At 31.6% G+C, this 19,320-nt stretch carries 21 protein-coding genes; 13 read left to right on the top strand and 8 right to left on the bottom strand.

From position 1 onward, the window contains the following. From BDW31_RS08625 to BDW31_RS08610, 4 genes are all read left to right on the top strand, one after another. A complete protein-coding gene (locus tag BDW31_RS08625; RefSeq protein WP_053024972.1) occupies nt 1-795 on the top strand; it encodes an alpha/beta fold hydrolase in 795 nt (264 codons plus the stop codon). 153 nt (nt 796-948) lie between these two features. Next, nucleotides 949-1,455, top strand: a complete 507-nt coding sequence (locus BDW31_RS08620; protein ID WP_053024971.1) for an SA0570 family protein — start codon at nt 949-951, stop codon at nt 1,453-1,455. A 183-nt stretch (nt 1,456-1,638) separates the two neighbouring features. Continuing rightward, nucleotides 1,639-2,355: a hypothetical protein gene (locus BDW31_RS08615; protein WP_053024970.1), complete on the top strand. Its 717-nt coding sequence runs from the start codon at nt 1,639-1,641 to the stop codon at nt 2,353-2,355. A 276-nt stretch (nt 2,356-2,631) separates the two neighbouring features. After that, complete coding sequence (locus BDW31_RS08610; protein WP_053024969.1) at nt 2,632-3,441, top strand: alpha/beta fold hydrolase; 810 nt, start codon at nt 2,632-2,634, stop codon at nt 3,439-3,441. 243 nt (nt 3,442-3,684) lie between these two features. Here BDW31_RS08610 and sarA read toward each other — a convergent pair whose 3' ends face one another. From sarA to sroA, 5 genes are all read right to left on the bottom strand, one after another. Then, nucleotides 3,685-4,059: a global transcriptional regulator SarA gene (sarA, locus tag BDW31_RS08605; RefSeq protein ID WP_037548222.1), complete on the bottom strand. Its 375-nt coding sequence runs from the start codon at nt 4,057-4,059 to the stop codon at nt 3,685-3,687. Between the two features lie 323 nt (nt 4,060-4,382). Then, nucleotides 4,383-5,318, bottom strand: coding sequence for an efflux RND transporter periplasmic adaptor subunit (locus BDW31_RS08600; protein ID WP_240557773.1), 936 nt, complete (start codon nt 5,316-5,318; stop codon nt 4,383-4,385). 140 nt (nt 5,319-5,458) lie between these two features. Continuing rightward, complete coding sequence (locus BDW31_RS08595; RefSeq protein WP_037548229.1) at nt 5,459-6,385, bottom strand: DMT family transporter; 927 nt, start codon at nt 6,383-6,385, stop codon at nt 5,459-5,461. A gap of 312 nt (nt 6,386-6,697) precedes the next feature. Continuing rightward, nucleotides 6,698-6,919, bottom strand: a complete 222-nt coding sequence (locus BDW31_RS08590) for a DUF2922 domain-containing protein (protein ID WP_037548232.1) — start codon at nt 6,917-6,919, stop codon at nt 6,698-6,700. A gap of 34 nt (nt 6,920-6,953) precedes the next feature. Beyond that, nucleotides 6,954-7,160, bottom strand: a complete 207-nt coding sequence (gene sroA / locus BDW31_RS08585; RefSeq protein ID WP_037548235.1) for a sigS mRNA-stabilizing protein SroA — start codon at nt 7,158-7,160, stop codon at nt 6,954-6,956. Nucleotides 7,161-7,302: 142 nt separating this feature from the next. Between sroA and BDW31_RS08580 the strand changes: the two genes are divergently transcribed. The 8 genes from BDW31_RS08580 to BDW31_RS08545 are packed head-to-tail and all read left to right on the top strand — an operon-like array spanning nt 7,303 to nt 13,807. Then, nucleotides 7,303-7,860 carry a tyrosine-type recombinase/integrase gene (locus BDW31_RS08580; RefSeq protein ID WP_011276535.1) on the top strand — a complete coding sequence of 186 codons (558 nt, stop codon included), beginning with the start codon at nt 7,303-7,305 and terminating at the stop codon, nt 7,858-7,860. 28 nt (nt 7,861-7,888) lie between these two features. Then, nucleotides 7,889-10,291: a DUF4040 family protein gene (locus BDW31_RS08575; RefSeq protein WP_053024967.1), complete on the top strand. Its 2,403-nt coding sequence runs from the start codon at nt 7,889-7,891 to the stop codon at nt 10,289-10,291. Next, complete coding sequence (mnhB2, locus tag BDW31_RS08570; RefSeq protein ID WP_053024966.1) at nt 10,278-10,703, top strand: Na+/H+ antiporter Mnh2 subunit B; 426 nt, start codon at nt 10,278-10,280, stop codon at nt 10,701-10,703. Before BDW31_RS08575 ends, mnhB2 begins: the two co-directional genes overlap by 14 nt. Then, nucleotides 10,700-11,050, top strand: a complete 351-nt coding sequence (gene mnhC2, locus BDW31_RS08565) for a Na+/H+ antiporter Mnh2 subunit C (protein ID WP_011276532.1) — start codon at nt 10,700-10,702, stop codon at nt 11,048-11,050. Before mnhB2 ends, mnhC2 begins: the two co-directional genes overlap by 4 nt. Then, on the top strand, nt 11,040-12,539 hold the full coding sequence (gene mnhD2, locus BDW31_RS08560; RefSeq protein ID WP_053024965.1) for a Na+/H+ antiporter Mnh2 subunit D: 1,500 nt from the start codon (nt 11,040-11,042) through the stop codon (nt 12,537-12,539). The genes mnhC2 and mnhD2 overlap by 11 nt, the downstream gene beginning before the upstream one ends. Next, nucleotides 12,536-13,012, top strand: coding sequence for a Na+/H+ antiporter Mnh2 subunit E (gene mnhE2, locus BDW31_RS08555; protein WP_053024964.1), 477 nt, complete (start codon nt 12,536-12,538; stop codon nt 13,010-13,012). The genes mnhD2 and mnhE2 overlap by 4 nt, the downstream gene beginning before the upstream one ends. Continuing rightward, the gene (mnhF2, locus tag BDW31_RS08550) at nt 13,009-13,311 is read left to right on the top strand and encodes a Na+/H+ antiporter Mnh2 subunit F (RefSeq protein WP_053024963.1); all 303 of its coding nucleotides are present in this window, start codon (nt 13,009-13,011) and stop codon (nt 13,309-13,311) included. The genes mnhE2 and mnhF2 overlap by 4 nt, the downstream gene beginning before the upstream one ends. Further along, on the top strand, nt 13,286-13,807 hold the full coding sequence (locus BDW31_RS08545; RefSeq protein ID WP_053024962.1) for a Na+/H+ antiporter subunit G: 522 nt from the start codon (nt 13,286-13,288) through the stop codon (nt 13,805-13,807). The genes mnhF2 and BDW31_RS08545 overlap by 26 nt, the downstream gene beginning before the upstream one ends. A 496-nt stretch (nt 13,808-14,303) precedes the next feature. Here BDW31_RS08545 and BDW31_RS08535 read toward each other — a convergent pair whose 3' ends face one another. The 3 genes from BDW31_RS08535 to BDW31_RS08525 all read right to left on the bottom strand — a co-directional run bounded on the left by BDW31_RS08535 (nt 14,304) and on the right by BDW31_RS08525 (nt 16,763). Further along, nucleotides 14,304-14,909: an FMN-binding negative transcriptional regulator gene (locus BDW31_RS08535; protein ID WP_037548249.1), complete on the bottom strand. Its 606-nt coding sequence runs from the start codon at nt 14,907-14,909 to the stop codon at nt 14,304-14,306. A 274-nt stretch (nt 14,910-15,183) separates the two neighbouring features. After that, nucleotides 15,184-15,423, bottom strand: coding sequence for a DUF3923 family protein (locus BDW31_RS08530; RefSeq protein ID WP_037548251.1), 240 nt, complete (start codon nt 15,421-15,423; stop codon nt 15,184-15,186). A gap of 98 nt (nt 15,424-15,521) precedes the next feature. Next, nucleotides 15,522-16,763 carry an ArgE/DapE family deacylase gene (locus BDW31_RS08525; protein ID WP_053024961.1) on the bottom strand — a complete coding sequence of 414 codons (1,242 nt, stop codon included), beginning with the start codon at nt 16,761-16,763 and terminating at the stop codon, nt 15,522-15,524. A 381-nt stretch (nt 16,764-17,144) separates the two neighbouring features. Here BDW31_RS08525 and BDW31_RS08520 point away from each other — a divergent pair, with 381 nt between their 5' ends. Beyond that, nucleotides 17,145-19,187 (top strand): cation:proton antiporter, encoded by a 2,043-nt coding sequence (locus tag BDW31_RS08520; protein ID WP_053024960.1) that lies wholly within the window; start codon nt 17,145-17,147, stop codon nt 19,185-19,187. The last annotated feature ends 133 nt before the right edge of the window (nt 19,188-19,320 follow it).

Genomic DNA, 19,320 nt, shown 5'->3' with positions numbered 1-19,320 from the left:
ATGGATTTATTTACTAGAAAAGGTGGTTTATCCTTACATTATAATACGATGGGTGAGGGATATCCTGTTGTCTTAGTACATACAGCATATGAAAATGCTTCTATATTTCAAAATTTAGCAAAAGAATTGGCAAAATCTTTTCAAGTAGTTTTACTAGATTTGAGAGGACATGGCTATTCAGATAAACCAAGACAAATTGATTTCAAAGAATTTGCCGATGATATCATACAATTACTAGATTATTTGTATATTGATGAATCAGCATTAATAGGTCATGAAATGGGCGCAGCCATAATTGCGGATTTGGCAGAACGTTATCCTAATTATGTTTCATCCCTCATTATGGTAACACCAACATCTATTGAGGGTGAATTACCTGAAGAACGTTTATTCAGAAAATATTCACATAAAATTAGAAACTGGGATGACGAAAAACAAAATAAGTTTTTAGAAAAGCATCGTTATCATAAGCCGAGAAAAGTTAATAAGTTTTTAAAACATGTTGAGGATACGAATGCAATTTCTACAAAAGAGGAGACGCAAGCGATTGAAGATGTGTTCAAAGAAACTGCGATTTCAAGCGTATTTGAACATGTAACGAAACCGACGTTAATTATTGCGGGAGAACATGGTGAGCGTATTACAACACTTGAATCTAAAGAAGTAGCCGATTTAGTTAAAGATTCACAATTTAATGTGTATGCTCAATCAAGTTTATATCCTTTTGAGGAAGAGAAAGGTAAGTTTATTGAAGATGTAACACCATTTATTAAGAAATATATGCCTGAACACTAATTGTTGTTAGGATAACTTCAGTCGTCATCCTAATTTGTTACATAAAATAACCTAATTTGTAACATTTTCGTAATAATACTGTTATTTTAGTAATAAATGGGGTATACTATGAATAAGCACAAGACGAGAAACGAGATAAAGGAGAGAGTGCTTATGAAAAAATTAGTAGCGGCATTTTTAGTCTCTGGACTAGTAATGACAGGAGTAGGCATTAATCATGCTGAAGCAGCTAGCGGTAATACAATTCAAACAGTTCAACAATTAACTCAAGGTGAAAAATCATTAGAAAATATTACACTAGGCGAATCAATCAAAAATGTTTCAAACAAATATGGTACACCGATTTATTCTAAAAATCCAAGCAACAATGAAGGTTATTATGAGTATCGCACAAATAAAGGTTTATTAGTTGTAACTGCAGTAGGTAAAAAGAACCAAGGTTATGTTACTAGAGTTTCTATGACTTATAATGAAGCTAATGGCCCAACTTATAATCAAGTTAAGAAAAGTTTAGGCAAAAATGCAGTGGCACGAGTTCAATATAATAAAGTAAGCGGCAATTTTGGATATATTCAAAAAGGTAAAACAAGCTATCAATTTGGCTCAAATTCACCTCAAGATAAAAACTTAAAATTATATCGTATTGATCTTGCTAAATAATAAAAATAACAAATTTTATAATTTCATCACTAGGAGCATGACGTTAAATTCTAACTTTTGAATAACGTCATGCTCTTATTTTTCGTCATTAAACAGAAAATAATGTCAATGTATGATAAAATTTTAAATTGAACAATTAACAAATCGTATAGATGTTATTAAACTATAGCAAAGGAGTAACTCATGAGAACCAACGATAAAGTGTTACTTGAAAATATTAACGATTACTTTAGTCACAAAGGGATGGCATCTAATTTAATCGATGATATAAAAGAAAATTTGCGCAATGATTTGAAAAAGTCTGAATCAAAAGATGAAGATTATTTAGATTATCGTGGCAAATCTCCAGCACAAATCATTTTGATTATTCAACGAAATTTATTCGGTTTACAAACGAATCCTGTTATTTTCTTTATTATGAATTTTATCTTAATATCATATCTTTATGATAAGCAATATGTGCCATTTCAAGCTGCTACAGCAATTTCTATATTCTATTGTATAATCATTTTTCCATTAACGGTTTTTATTAATATTCGTATTGATAAGAAGAAGTTTCTATATAGCAATCGTTTTGAAATGATACTAGGGTATATCATTGCGATAATTGCATTAATTTTAATCATTATGCGTGCTTTTAATCTAAATTGGGGAATCATTCCCATCACTATTTATAGTCATCAAGTCGTTTTTTTTATAGGTATTATACTAAGCTTAATTGGTGTCTTTTTTAAAAAAATAGAGTACACAGCAATTGGTTTATTATTCTGTCAAAAGACGATTGATGCAGTAGTGACAAAACCTGAAATTGCACAAATCATTTCTCTTATTATATGGATCATGATAGTGGTATTGATCGTTTTTTATACAATTAAATTATCATCAAGGACGAGGGTGTAACGCTTAATTAATTTAAGCTTGAAATAAATATTATTTGAGTTTACATTCCCAGTTCAAAATAGATAAGTAAATTAACTTGAGAGTAGAGCCTGGGACATAAGCAATCTCTCAGGCGTTATTATATTGGCAGTCATTGACTGCGTTAAAAAGCACTTGTTACAAGTGCTTTTTTAATTTAAAAAATATTTATATGATAATTATTTTAATAAAGTTAAGAACATTCATAGCGTAACTTTTAATGAAGTGGGTATAGTAACAATTAAGGGAGGTGCCAATATGAAAAAAATCGAAACGTTAAACCAAACAAAATTAGCTTATCAAGATGAAGGACATGGCAGCCCCGTTATCTTAATTCATGGTTTAGATGGTAATTCGTCAGCGTTTGATTTATTAAACAAACAACTCCAACAAAACTATAGAGTGATTGTGTATGATGTTCGAGGACATGGTAAATCGTCACGTCCTGATTCATATAACTTAGAAGATCATGTGAAAGATTTATATGTACTTATCAATAAATTAAACTTAAAGAAAGCGCATCTATTAGGTCATGATATGGGAGGGATTATTGCTAGAGAATTTACCGAAAAACATGAAAATCATGTATTATCTTTAACAATTATCTCTTCAAAAGCTGAGGATATCGTTCATGGTTTTACGAAATTAATGATTGAGCACCAAGACGAAATTGCAGGGTTTAATAAATCTGAAGCATTACTTTTATTATTCCCGTATATCTATAAAGAACAAGAATCAGCAATGAAATGGATTCAACGGCAACGCTTATACAGTAAACAAAATTCCGAGGATAGTGCTATAGCAAGCAGAGCACTTTTAGATACGGCTTATGCGAATAAAGGGTACACGCATTATGTTAAAGTTGCTACATTAATTATAAACGGACGCTATGATCCAATTATAAATGATAAGAATCATTATAAAATAGAAGAGCGTTATCAAAATATTGAGAAGGTTTTATTTGAAGAATCTGGACATGCACCCTATGTTGAAGAAGAAGATAAGTTTCTAGTCTTATATTTAAGTTTTTTAGAAAATGTTGAACAGGTAACAGAAGTGAATCATTAAATGATATCAGTTATTTTTATAAGTGGATGCCTGTTTGATGAATCATGATATAAAGCTTTTACATTAACATATTAGATGAAAATATTATAATTTAAAATACATTCGTAATACGTCATATGATATACAAAAAAGCCAGTAAGTGAAATTTACGGATTTCATTTACTGGCTTTGTTATTTAAAAATAATATCTCAGGGTTATAAATTCATATCGAAACAAATAGAATTAGAAAAGCCACAAAGAAATTATAATTCAGTTTCTTTGTTAGCTTCTTCGATACGAGTATTTACTTTATTTAATAATGAATCGATTTTTTTACGTTGTGTATTATTTACAAGAATTAATACAGTTCTTTCATCGTGTTCATTACGTTTTTTATCAAAATAATCTTCTTGAGATAAATTTTTCACTGCTTTAACTACTTGTGGTTGTTTGTAGTTTAAATGATTAATGATATCTTTTAAATAATATTCCTCTTCTTTACTTTGACTGATATATGTTAAAACTGCGAATTCTTCAAAGCTAATTGAAAATTCTTTTTTGATGATGTTTTTTAATTTATCTGCGTATGTGATCATTGCTAATAATTCGAAACAATCATTGATTTTTGAAATTGCCATTTTGAAACCTCCCCAACTAATTGTGCACTTTTTCTATTTTGCTCGTTAAATTATATATAACGTCTTATAATAGTTAAAATTACTTAAATAATTTAGATTAAAAGAATTTTATTAAATTAATTTAATGCTATATTATTTAGTTAATTATAACTAAATGAAATTAAGAAGTAAACAAAAAAGTACTTAATAAAACAATATTTTGATTATTATATTCTTTATTTGAATTTCAAAGCAATTTATAAAAATCAATTAATTAAGAACAATTATTATTTCGCTCTATATAATAAATTTTAATATGAATATACAATTGCAAAAAATCACTGCTATTTTTGTAGAAGTGATGATGAAGGATGCACAATCACTTTATCTCCAATATTTAATCCATTGGATACCATAATATACCCATTTTTTTGACTTTTAGTATATTCTATTCTTCTTTTAATAATTTTGTTATTTTGTGTAATTAAAACATAATAATTTTCATAAATTGAACTTATAGGTAGTTCTATTTTAGAAGTTCCAACATCGATATCAAAGTGGCGTCCAAAAGGGTATTGATCTTGAGTCGAAATATCTACTTGATAAATTGATTCACCTTTTTCTACTTTATAAGGGATTTGAATGATAGAAAGAATTTTACCAGTAAATAATTTGGAGTGATTTTTTGTAACGTTTACATCTTGATTCGCTTTAATATGTTCCAATTGAGATTCAGTTATATTAGCACGAATAATATGTTTTTCGCTATTAATTTGCATTATTTTTGTATTTAATTTAGAAGGATGTGCTTCTAGGATAGTTACTTTTCCAGAAATAGGGGAATTAATGCGTGTTTGAAGTCGACTTTGGAGTTCTAATATTTGGCTGTTTAGCGTTAACTGTTGACTAATTGATTGTTTCGGTGAATGGTTGATAAGTGAGGATAGGGCCTTCTTTTTATCTACAATAAGCTTTTCAAGGAGCGGATTGTAATACTCTAATAAAGGTGTATCAGAATGGATGATTTCATCATTTTTGACAAGTAAGGAAGAAACATTTCCTAAAAATGGATTGAAATATAAAGTGAAACTTTCTTGTGGTTGTTGTTCGCCAATGAATGAAAGAGAGTATTGAGGTTTTGCAGTAATGGTTTCTATTTTAGATGTGTCAGGTTCTGTTGGAGTTTTTGCATAAATATAACATACAAAGGATATGACGAGGAGGATAAGTGTGGCAATTAAAATTCTTAACGGGGTAAAAAATGTCTTCAATAAGATCACCTCTATAAAATTTTTATACAACTATTATACAATGGCGATATAACGAATATGTGTAATATCGTATAAATAAAAAAATGTCTTCTCAATTACTAAGAAAAGAAGACATTTTAAATAAAGATATTAATATAGTGTTGTAAAAACTAAAAGAGGCGTAACAAAATAATTCCTATAGCTATGGCAATTAGCCCACTAAACTTGCGAAGTGTTATTGGATTCTTGCGAACGCCTAAACCGAAATGATCAATGATAACGCCCATTAACATTTGACCTAACATTGCGACGATAGTTGTCAGTGCTGCACCTAAAAACGGCATCAGAATTATATTTGATGTGACAAATACAACGCCTAGAACACCACCAATAAAATGTATTGGCTTGATTTTACCGATATCAGGGCGTGTGATTTTAATTTTAAGACTTCTGTTAAATATTAACGTTAAAATGAATAATGCTAATGTACCAACAGTGAAAGATACGAGTGCGGCAAATAGCGAATTATGCATTTGCTGAGCTAGACCACTGTTAATTGTAGTTTGTAATGGTGGCGCAAACCCAAATATAAAGCCGATGATAAGCCAAACATAAAACATATGATTTGTTTTTTCTTGGAGTTTATTTTTAGGTATATAGTTCATTAATAGGATACCGAAGAATAGGATTATGATGCCTACTGCTTTTAGGAAAGTAAATGAATGATTGCTTGCGCCAAGTAGTCCGAAAGTATCTATGAAGACCCCCATGATGATTTGACCAGCTACTGTCATGACAACAGTTAACGCTGCGCCTAAACGAGGCAATAATAATAAGTTTCCTGTTAAGAAACAAACACCTAGTAGACCACCAACCCACCAATGATAGTCAATTGTATGTCCACTATAAAATGAAGCGTCAAATAATTTAGGATTAAAAATCATATTTAAAATAAATAAAAATAGTGTACCTACGAAAAATGAAATGGTAGATGCATAAAAAGATGATTCTGTATATCGTCCTAGGCGAGAATTGATTGAGGTTTGGATTGGGACCATCATACCAGCCACAATACCGAGTATAAATAAAAATGCCACGATAGACCCCCTATATTTTCTTTCATAACTAAAACATCATTATTATACGCATTTTAGTTTCCAATTTCAAAATACGAATATCAACGCGTTTTACTAATGGTGAGCTCAGAATATAAATTATTGAAGTACTAATTATAAAAAAAGAAGCTAGGACAGAATTCTTTTCGAATTCTTCATCCTAGCTTCGCAAGGTTGACTAGAAGTGAGAAAAGCTTGATTTAAGCGTCTTGTCAGTTTAGTCATCTATTACGAATATACGCAGTAGTCATGAAACATTTTTTTGTCTCACACTCATTGAAACATCAGAATGTGTTATTTAGTTTCAAATAGAGTAGTACTCGTAACGTCTATTAATTTAGCAGAAGTGGCTTTAATAGGTGTGCCAACTGTAGGTTGTAGAATATTAAGTTTAATAATATTATCCATAGCAGCTTTAGCATCAGCCTCAGATACAGCAACGTTAACTTGTGGGAATTGCAATTTAGCAGTTTTATTTAAATTTGTTTTAAAAGCAAGTTCTAAAGTCTTTGACATGTAGAATACCTCCTTTCTTAATTTTTAAGTTAAATTAGGATAAAACTTGTGTTTTAACCACCTCAACTTTATCGAATGTTTCATTAATCAGATGTGCAATGATATTGACGAATGATCTGATTTCTGAATCTGTGGCTTTAGTGTTTAAGTTAGTAAAACGACGTTTTGTTTCTTTCGCTTTACCACTTGCGTCGTGAGTGATATGCGTGCAAACAACAGATAATTGTGAAATTTCATTCATATGTTTGTCACCTCCTTTCACTCTATATATCGAAATCCATTCAAAAAAGGGACACATTTATTTAAAGAAATTTGAGCAAAAACATTTAATGTAACTAAAATATGGTTTATCATTAAATAAGAAACTTTTATGAGGTGGATAAATGAATCAAGTTGAACCGATCAGAAATAAAGATGATATAAAAAAGATGTATGATGTATTAAAAAAGAAATCTGATAGAGATTATCTTTTATTTAAATTAGCTATACATACGGGTATACGTTTAACAGATTTATTAAATCTAAAAGTGAAAGACGTCAAAATGATTGATCAAGATGAAATAAAATCATCTTGGATTGAGTCATGTGCGCCCGCAATCAAAATCTTGTTACCAAACGATTTACGTGAAGAGGTTAGAAGATTTATTGAATATAATAAGCTTATGGATGATCATTTATTATTCCAATCGATAAGAACACATAAAGAGTTATCTAGACAACAAGCTTACCGAATCATTCATCATGCCGCTGAAGAGTTAGGCTTGTGTCATATTGGATTGACCACTTTGCGAAAAACATTTGCTTATCATGCTTATCAATCAGGTATTTCTATTGCAATCATACAAAAATATTTAGGTCATCAGACAACTCAAGAAACGGTGAAATTTATCGGGTTGTCTGCCGATGATGAACTTCATACAATTATCGCTTTAAATTTATAATTGATTTTTACTGAAAAGGAGGCTTTTGATGAGCTTAGTATATTTACTAGGTGGACTAATAGTTATTATGTTAATCGTCTTAATGACGTTGTTTATTAAGCCATTGAGACGGTTCGCTGGATATATTGCTTTGTTAGCACCTATTTTAGCTTCGGGATATTTCTTAGCCCAAATTCCTAATGTTCTACATGGAAAATTTGTAGAATTTAAAATTCCATGGATGCCCGCTATTGATGTTAATCTAGATTTTCGATTAGATGGTCTAGGATTAATGTTTGGATTAATTATCTCCATTATAGGGGTGGCAGTATTCTTTTATGCTACTCAGTATTTATCTGTTAATAGAGATAACTTACCGCGTTTCTTCTTATATTTATTATTATTCATGTTTAGTATGTTGGGTATTGTAGTCTCAAATAATACTATCTTAATGTATGTTTTCTGGGAATTAACAAGTGTATCGTCATTCTTATTAATTTCATACTGGTATAGCAATGCCGAAAGTCAATTAGGCGCCATTCAATCATTTATTATCACTGTTTTAGGTGGTTTAGCCTTATTAACAGGATTCATTATGTTGTATATCATTACTGGTACAAATACGATTTCAGAATTACTTACTCAAAGTCATAGCATTAGTAAACATGCTCTATTTATACCAATGATGATAATGTTGTTAATAGGTGCATTTACGAAATCAGCTCAATTTCCATTCCATATTTGGCTACCTAAAGCCATGGCTGCACCCACCCCTGTAAGTGCCTATTTACACTCAGCTACTATGGTTAAAGCTGGTATCTTTTTACTATTTAAATTCACGCCTATCTTAGGTTTAAGTGATAGTTATATTTATATTGTTACTTTTGTAGGTTTGATTACAATGATATTTGGCTCTGTAACGGCCTTAAGACAATATGATTTAAAAGGTATCTTAGCGTATTCAACAATTAGCCAATTAGGAATGATTATGTCGATGGTTGGTCTAGGTGGAGGTGTTGCGCAACATTCATCAGGTCCAATGTCAGAGACGTATACATTAATTTTATTCGCAGGTTTATTCCATTTAATGAATCACGCAATATTTAAATGTTCTCTATTTATGGGTGTCGGAATCATTGATCATGAAGCTGGTACGAGAGATATTCGCCGACTAAGTGGAATGCGTAAATTCTTCCCGAAAATGAATTTAGTTATGACACTTGCTGCGTTATCAATGGCAGGTGTGCCGTTGTTAAATGGTTTCTTAAGTAAAGAGATGTTCTTCGATTCTTTAGTTAGCGCAATCAAACTTCAACAATTTGGTTTAACGTTAACGATTATTGTTGTAGCTATTGGTGTTATAGCAAGTATCTTTACTTTTGTGTATGCAGTTTACATGCTTAAAGAAACTTATTGGGGAGAATTTGATGAAAAGAAAGTGCCAAAGAAACATATTCATGAACCTTGGTTGTTCAGTTTACCTGCAATAATTTTAATGGTTATGATACCAATAATTTTCTTTATTCCCAACTTTTTCACTGAGCACTTAGTATTGCCGGCACTACGAAATGTTACCAATTTGGGTAGTAGCGTAGATGCAATAGCACCGCATGTTTCTCAATGGCATGGTGTTAATTTGCCACTCATTTTTAGTGTGATTGTTATTATAGTTGGTCTCATTGTAGCGTTAAAAGTAAACTGGAAAGCTATTACGCATCAAGTCATTAAATATGCTTCTATTACAAATTCTTATCGCAACGTGTATCGAGGATTTGAACGTTATTCAGGTCAAATGATTCGAGGTTTAATGAATAACAGATTAAACCATTATAATATTATAATGGTTCTTATTTTCTCTATATTAATTGCATATGGCATATTCCAAGTAGGTTTGCCAAAGTTACATCAAATAGAAGTTTCAGAATTTGGTCCATTGGAAGTTATTTTAGGCATTATGATTAGTGTTGTCGGTATAGCGTTAGTGTTTATTCGACAACGTTTAACAATGGTCATTTTAAATGGAATTATTGGTTACAGTGTTGCATTATTCTTCTTATTAATGAGAGCACCAGATTTAGCGTTAACTCAATTAGTAGTAGAAACAATTACGACCATTCTCTTTATTGTAAGTTTCTCTAGATTGCCAAATATCGCTCGTACAACAGCGAATATGAAAAAAGAAGCAATCAAAATTATCGTATCATTTATTATGGCTGGAGCCGTAGTAACGCTCATATTTATTGCGCAACAAGGTGATGGTCTAGAGTCAATTTCTAAATATTATACGAATGCCTATGAATTGACTGGTGGTAAAAACATTGTAAATGCTATTTTAGGAGATTTCAGAGCCTTAGATACAATGTTTGAAGGTATCGTCTTAATTATTGCCGGTTTAGGTATTTATACATTATTACATTACAAAGATAGGAGGGGCCAAGATGAAAGAAAATGATGTTGTGTTAAGAACCGTTACTAAAATCGTCGTATTTATTTTATTAACATTCGGCTTTTATGTTTTCTTTGCGGGACATAACAATTCTGGTGGCGGTTTTATAGGTGGTCTTATCTTTAGTTCGGCCTTTATCCTAATGTTTCTAGCTTTTGATGTACATGAAGTATTAGAAAGTTTACCTATTGATTTTAAAAAGTTAATGATTGTTGGTGCCATAATCTCAGCACTTACTGCAATCATTCCGGTTTTCTTTGGTAAATCGTTCCTATACCAAAGTGAAGCATACATCCATTTTCCATTATTAGGTGAATTACATGTAACGACAATTACATTGTTTGAATTAGGGATATTGTTAACGGTTGTCGGCGTCATCGTAACAATTATGTTGGCCTTGAGTGGTGGTAAATCATGAATTTAATATTATTACTTGTGATAGGATTTTTAGTGTTTATAGGAACGTACATGATACTATCACTCAACTTAATTCGAATTGTTATAGGTATTTCGATTTATACGCATGCGGGAAATCTAATTATTATGAGTATGGGTCATTATAGTAATAAGATGACGGAACCTTTAATTCACGGTTCTAATACTAATTATGTGGATCCATTATTGCAGGCTATTGTTTTAACTGCGATCGTTATCGGATTTGCAATGACTGCCTTCTTACTAGTATTAGTTTATCGAACATACCGTGTTACTAAAGAAGCAAATATTGATGTATTAAGAGGAGAGGAGGATGAAAATGAACAGTAATTTATTAGTCCTTCCAATCCTATTACCATTGTTATGTGCATTAGTCCTTGTTTTTACTAAAGAAAAGAACAGGCTGTCTAAAATTTTGTATATTGGAACAATGTCTGTTAATACAATTATTTCATTATGTTTATTGATATACGTCTTACAACATAAACCCATTACACTTGATTTTGGTGGTTGGGCAGCACCTTATGGTATCCAATTCTTAGGTGATTCACTGAGTTTAGTTATGGTTACAGTGGCGTCATTTGTTGTGACACTCATTATGTCATACGGATTTGGTCGTGGGGAAGATCGTGTAAATCGATACTACTTGCCTACTTTCATCTTATTCTTAACAACAGGCGTTATTGGCTCTTTCTTAACATCTGATTTATTTAACCTGTATGTTAAGTTTGAAATCATGTTACTAGCTTCATTTGTATTAGTAACGTTAGGACAATCTGTCGAACAATTAAGAGCAGCCATTATTTATGTTGTACTGAATATCGTAGGATCATGGTTATTCTTGCTAGGTATTGGTTTATTATACAAGATGGTTGGAACATTAAACTTCTCACAAGTTGCTTTACGTTTAGATCAAATCCATGATAATAAAGCGATTATTATTATTTCAATTGTATTTATAGTGGCCTTTGGTTCGAAAGCTGCCTTAGTACTATTTATGTGGTTGCCTAAAGCTTATGCAGTGCTTAACACTGAACTTGCCGCTTTATTTGCAGCGTTAATGACGAAGGTAGGAGCATATGCACTCATTCGTTTCTTTACACTTCTATTTGATCAACATACGGGTGTGACACATCCATTGTTAGTATTTATGTCATGTATCACAATGCTTATAGGCGCTTTCGGTGTTATTGCATATCGTGATATTAAGAAAGTGGCTTCATATCAAGTTATATTATCGATAGGTTTTGTCATTTTAGGTCTAGGTTCCAATACCTTTGCAGGTGTACATGGTGCTATCTTCTATCTAGCGAATGACATTATTGTGAAGACAATGTTGTTCTTTATTATAGGTAGTTTAGTTTATATGTCTGGTTATCGCGAATATAAATATTTATGTGGATTAGCTAAGAAAGAACCATTCTTTGGTGTTGCATTTGTTGTTATGATATTTGCGATTGGAGGCGTACCGCCATTTAGTGGTTTCCCAGGAAAAGTACTCATCTTCCAAGGTGCGATTGAAAATGGTAACTACATTGGCTTAGCGTTAATGATTATCACAAGTCTATTAGCAATGTATAGTCTGTTTAGAATTTTATTTATTATGTACTTTGGAGACAATGATGGTGAACAGGTTGATTTCAATCCACTACCTAAGCACCGTAAAACGATTCTGGGTATTTTAGTCGCAGTCGTACTTGCAATGGGTATTGCAGCGCCAGTTGTGATGAATGCTACTGAAAATGCAACAAAATTGAATATGGATGATAATTATTTCCATAGCATTGTCAATTCACATTTGAAGGAGGGAAATAAATGAGACAAGTTGTATTGAACATATTAATCGCATTTTTATGGGTACTGTTTCAAGATGAAGACTCATTTCAATTCTCTACCTTCGTATCTGGCTTCATCATTGGTTTAATCGTAATTTATATATTACATCGTTTCTTTGGACAAGCTTTTTATCCTAAGAAGATATGGATTGCTATTAAGTTCTTAGGTGTGTATTTATACCAATTAATTACTTCTAGTATTAGTATTATTAATTATATTCTATTTAAAACGAGACATATGAATCCTGGGTTATTAACATATGAAACGAATTTAAAAAATGATTGGGCAATTACGTTTTTAACTATTCTAATCATTATTACGCCTGGTTCAACAGTTATTCGTATTTCGAAGACTACCAATAAATTCTTTATACACAGTATAGATGTTTCAGAAAAAGAAAGTCTGCTTAAAAGCATAAAACAATATGAAAACTTGATTACGGAGGTGTCACAATGATTGAAACGCTCACGAATTTTTTTATTACAAGTGCATTAGTATTATTTGGCATAGCGTTCATAATTGGATTATTCCGTTTAATCAAAGGACCTACTACAGCTGATAGGGTTGTGGCATTCGATGCTTCCAGTGCTGACATCATGTGCATTATAGGTATAGTTAGTGTTATTTATAATACTGTTTCGTTCCTTGATTCCATAATGCTTGTTGCAATTATTTCATTTGTAAGTTCTGTATCTATTTCTAGATTTATAGGGGGAGGTCGAGTATTCAATGGCACAAATAAACGAAATCATTGATTTGATTGCCGCTTTCCTCATATTTCTAGGCAGTATCATTGCCGTCATTAGTGCAATTGGAATTGTAAAATTTCAAGATGTCTTTTTACGAAGTCATGCATCTACCAAGAGTTCTACGCTATCTGTCTTACTAACATTAGTGGGTGTATTAATTTACTTTACGAATGAACAAAGCTTCTTTAGTGTTAGATTATTATTATCAATTGTTTTTATTAATTTAACATCACCGGTAGGTATGCATTTAGTTGCCAGAGCAGCATATCGTACAGGTGCATACATGTATCGCAAAGATGATGCACTAAGTCGATCTTCCATTTTATTAAGTTCTAAAGAATACAATTCTACAGAAGAACTTAAAAATCGAGCTCGAATTCGAGAAGAGCGTCGTGAAAAAATTTATTACGATGTTCAGAAGCAGCTACAGAAAGAAAAAGAAAAACAGCAAGAAGAAAAAATCGAAAGTTTATCAGAAGCTAGAAGAGAAACTAAAGATTGATTAAATCAATGAATGAGATTGAACATGAATGAGTAATAGTTAAGACTACTACTTTGAAATGCTCAATCTCATTTTTTTAAATTTATATAAGAGACCAGTGTCATTAACACGGTCAATATACTTAAATAAATGTAAAGAAGTAGGAAAGGTATGGGTAATGTAGCGATTATAAAATGAATAACCAATAATAAGATTGGCGTTACTAAACTAAGTAATAAAAATAATAAGTCCATATAAGACCAGTGTTTCGTTGTAAAAAGATAAAAGATTTCTAAAAGCCATATAATCGGAAATAAAATTGGGTACGCAATTATAGATGGGACAAACACAACCATTTATGCCAATGCATTCTCGCCTTCAAGTTCAGACAATGGTGGCAGAAATAATGTCCAAAAGAACAAGGTTGCAATCATTAGTAAAAAAGAGCATATAAGAAGAACAAATTTAAATTTATTCATCATAAAGGACTTCTATATAATATGACATGAATTTGATTCTAATTCGTATCTATTTCTTTAGCTAAACTATTATGCATCGTGTTACTACTATCTGAAAGGTGTCTTGTAATATTCTCCCTGTCTTTTTGAGGGCGATTTTGACTCAATTTGTATGAAGCTTCAATTTTGTTAATTTTAACTTTAAAACCAACAATGCCGTGGATTTGTTGCTTTGTTTGGTCAGAAATATTATTCCATGTTGCGCCATTATAACGATGTTGTTCATATTTATACAGCAACTTGGATAAATCAGTGATAAGCGTTTCCTCATCTAATAGCTCACCACAGCCATAAGTATGTACAATTTGATAATCCCATGTTGGTACATCCTCTGTTTCATACCAAGTAGATGAAATATAAGCGTGCGGACCGTGAAATATCATAAGTATATCTTCATTATTTTTAATCGATGTCCATTGCTTATTTTTCTTAGAAAAGTGCCCAGACACATATAAATGATTATCGTGTTCCTCGACGATAACAGGTAAATGCGTGGCTATTGGTACAGAATTGTCAGTAGTGATAATGGTAATGAAATTATGTTCTATCATAAAGTGCTTAATTTGTTTGAAATCCTTCATTTCATAATATTTAGGAACATACATTCTTTACACCCCTTATTTAAGGTAATAAGTATATTAAAAGTAGACAGTTGTATTTTTATATTATTTGTTGAATCATACCCTATTTCTAATGATTTAAGTAAATTCATAAAAAAAATTAGTGAAACAATTTAAAATATAAAAGGGAAAATGTAAAAAGAAGAGGGTTCAGAACAAGGTTGATTAAATAAAAAAGAAGAGGGAGTTGGACAGAATGTTTAGATTCATTGCCTTAATCCCTCACATCTACTTAATTTGCGTTAACTTAGTAAATAATCTAAATTGTTGCTTGTTTGCGTTTTGAATAAATGAGATTAACAATTAGCCATACGATTTGTATCAAGAATGGAATTAGATATGCTAATCCCAATACAGCAATATTAATCCATTTGACTTCGGTAGTTTGTATAACACCTGCTGCATCTGCAGATCGTTGCCAAAGTAAAAATGCAAATCCTAAAAAACTTAAAACTTCAAACGCACTTATTATCCACCAAAAAATCCATGAAATTTTCATGATATCCTCCTATGAATGTAAGACTCAACTAAAGGATAACATACACGTTTAAATATAAAGTTTTCTCAGTATAAATATTAGTTTAAGATGATCGCTAGTTACTTATATTCCTTTAAATAAGTTATAAGCAATTCCTTATAGTAATCGATAAAACGAAGATATTTCTCTTTTTCGACATATTCATTTATTTGATGAGGTACTGTTCCTGGTCCAAACATTAGGAAAGAAAAGTGTTCATCTTTATCGCGCAATAAATTGGAAGCATCTGTTACACCAACGGTTGGTGATGCGACAATATCCTCTCCAAATATTTGTTTAGCTACGCGTTGCCCAATCTTAATTAATTGATTATCTCCAGTTGTTAATACTGGATCTAAATCTAAGTATAAATCTTCTTCTAACTGTCCGCCTTGCTTATTAACTTCTTCTAAATACGTTTTGAATAGTGATTTAACTTTTTCGTTATCATATTCTGGAATCGTTCTAATATTAAATTCAGCAGTTGCAGTATCAGGAACTGAATTGACTTGGTTCCCACCATGTAAAATAGTATTGCTAATAACAAGTCCAGAAATCACACGTTCAACTTCTTCTTCATCTAAATTGTTTTCTTGTTGTAATTGTGATTGAATGTGTTTGATAAGATGTGAGAAATCTAGCTTTTCGCTTTTTAATTCTTTCGAAATACGTTCATATTCTGTATCGATATCTTGTATAAATTGAATTAATGGTTTAATTGCATTAAATCCTACGACAGGTACAGAGCTGTGTGCGGCCTTTCCTTTAGAAGTGATTTTATAATCCATCGATCCTTTATGAGCAAAAACAATATTCGTTTCAGATGGTTCGGCAATTATCAAAGCATCAACATTATTCATATAACCTTTCTTATACAATTGTGCGGAACCAAGTTGTTCCTTTTCTTCGCCGACAGTTGCCAAAAATTTTATCGTACCATGAGGTAGTGCATCATTCTCTTTCAACTCAATCATCGTAATAGCTAAAGCCATAAGTCCAGATTTCATGTCTGAGGTACCACGACCGAATAATCGATTATCTTTTTCAGTCATTTGAAATGGTGGATAGTCCCAATCGTTTTGATCACCTTCCGATACAACATCCATGTGACCTGAAATTGCAACAACTGGACTACCACTTCCGACTGTAGCAATTAAGTTAGCACGTTTACCTTCAATAACATCAATTTCTGCGTTAATATGGTGCGCTTCAAATAAGTCCTTCAAATAAGTTGCAACTTCAATTTCATTATCATTCACCGAATTAATTGCTACGATATCTGATAATAATTTGAGTTTTTCCTTTTCTGAAAATATATTCATAATTTTAACTCCTTAAAATAGAATTGTTATACGGTTAAAATTTTAGTAAAGATTAAAAATACGTCAACTAAATTAATCTTCCGTTTATAAAAGAAGAGGAAGGACCGCTATTTCAATCCATTACTGAATTTTATTGTAATAGGGAATGAAAAATGTATGTATGGTTTAGAAGTGAATTATAGTGTCTTCAATTTAATTAAAATAGATTAGAAATGAATGCAAGTTAGTTAATTCATTGTAACTTTAATGGTAAAATTATAATTAACCGATTGTGAGTTTAAGATGTATTTTATCAGGATATAAATAGACATAAAACTTATTTTTATATTAGGCAAGTCTTATTTCTCCAATTAAATATGAAGTATAAAATGGGGTGGAAGTTTGGAAATATTTGAAACGATTCTCATATTTCTAGCAGTAGTTATTGTAAGCTCCTTTGTTCATACTTTTTTACCCAAAGTGCCTCTGGCATTCATTCAAATTGCTTTAGGAATGCTCCTCTTTTTAACGCCGGTACCTGTAGAATTTAACTTCGATTCAGAACTCTTTATGGTGGCAACGATTGCACCGTTACTTTTTGTGGAAGGTGTTAACGTTTCGAGAGCTCATTTACGTCGTTATATTAAACCAGTGATATTAATGGCTTTAGGACTCGTTATTACAACTGTTATTGGTGTAGGTCTATTTATTAATTGGATTTGGCCGACACTTCCTATTGGTGCAGCTTTTGCCGTAGCCGCAATATTATGTCCAACTGATGCTGTGGCAGTGCAAGCTATTACAAAAGGTAAGGTTTTACCTAAAGGTGCTATGACTATCCTTGAAGGTGAATCATTACTTAATGATGCAGCAGGTATCATCTCATTCAAAATAGCGGTAGGTGTTTTAATTACTGGTTCATTCTCATTATTTGAAGCGGTGCAACAATTTCTAATCGCGTCAATCGGTGGTGCGATTATTGGTTTACTTATTGGTATTGCGCTTGTTAGATTCCGTTTAACACTTACAAGACGTGGCATAGAAAACATTAATATGTTTACTTTTTTACAACTATTAACGCCATTTGTTACTTATCTTGTTGCTGAAATGTTTCATGCGTCAGGTATTATTGCTGCCGTTGTAGCAGGTTTAGTACATGGTTTTGAACGTGATCGTATCGCTCAAACACGTACTCGACTTCAAATGAGTTACAATCACACTTGGAACATTTTAGGATATGCATTGAATGGTTTTGTTTTTTCAATATTAGGATTTTTAGTTCCAGAAGTAATTGGAAATATTGTAAAGACTGAACCACACAATTTATTGTTCTTAGTTGTGATAACAGCACTCGTTGCGTTAGCGGTATACTTATTTAGATTCATATGGGTGTATGTGCTCTATCCTCTATTCTATTTATCTGTCAGTCCTTTCCAAAAATTAATGAATGAAGAAGGAGAAGACAAGAAGAAAGAGAAGCCACCTAAACGAAGCATGTATGCGCTTATCATGACACTATGTGGCGTGCACGGAACTATTTCGTTAGCAATCGCATTAACATTACCATACTTTTTAGCAGATCATCATGCGTTTACATATCGTAATGATTTACTATTTATTTCATCAGGTATGGTTATTATAAGTCTTGTGATTGCACAAGTTGTATTGCCGTTTGTAACATCTAGTGCACCTGAGGCTAAGATTGGAAGTATGAATTTTAAAGAAGCTAGAATATATATTCTTGAACATGTCATAGATTACTTGAATCATCATTTATCATTTGAAACAAGTTATCGTTATGGTAATGTTATTAAAGAATATCACGATAAATTAACGTTCTTGAAATCTGTTGAAAAGGATGATGAGAACTCAAAAGAACTCGAAAGATTACAGAGTTTAGCTTTTAAGGTTGAAACGAAAACGTTAGAACGACTTGCCGATGATGGTGAAATAACTGCGAGTGTATTAGAAAACTACATGCGTTATGCAGAACGTACACAAGTGTATCGTCAAGCGTCATTGATACGTCGTATGATTGTTGGTGCGAGAGCTGTACTATTAAAACGTCGTATACGTACACGTACCAATGCGGCATCATCATTAAGTGTTACTGATAACTTAATGGAACTTTCTAAAATTAATAAGATTGTTCATTATAATGTTGTTAGTCGTCTTGTAGATGAAGCGAATGAAGATAACAAATTAGAAGTTGGTATGATTTGTGACGGTTATCTTATGAGAATAGATAACTTATCGCCATCTAATTTCTTTAATACGCGTGCCGAAGATTCAATTACGAAGATAAAATTAAATGCTTTAAGAGAACAACGCCGTGTTTTATCTAGTTTAACTGACGATGGAGAGATTACTGAAAGTACGGCATTGAAATTAAGAGAAGCGATAAACTATGATGAAATGGTTATCGTTGATAGCTTAACTGACTAACTTAATAAATATGATTGAAGATATAATAAAGTGTGGTCGGGATAATGAATTCAAATGGAATTCTATCCTAGCCTCACTTTTTTTATTAAGGTACGGTTTGTTTAAATAAGGTGAATAACATTCGTTATCAATT

Origin of the sequence: Staphylococcus sp. AtHG25 (assembly GCF_003217445.1) — a bacterium.
Taxonomy (GTDB): domain Bacteria; phylum Bacillota; class Bacilli; order Staphylococcales; family Staphylococcaceae; genus Staphylococcus; species Staphylococcus haemolyticus.
The sequence above is the reverse complement of the archived record's forward strand: the minus strand, read 5'-3'. Positions and strand labels throughout refer to the sequence as shown.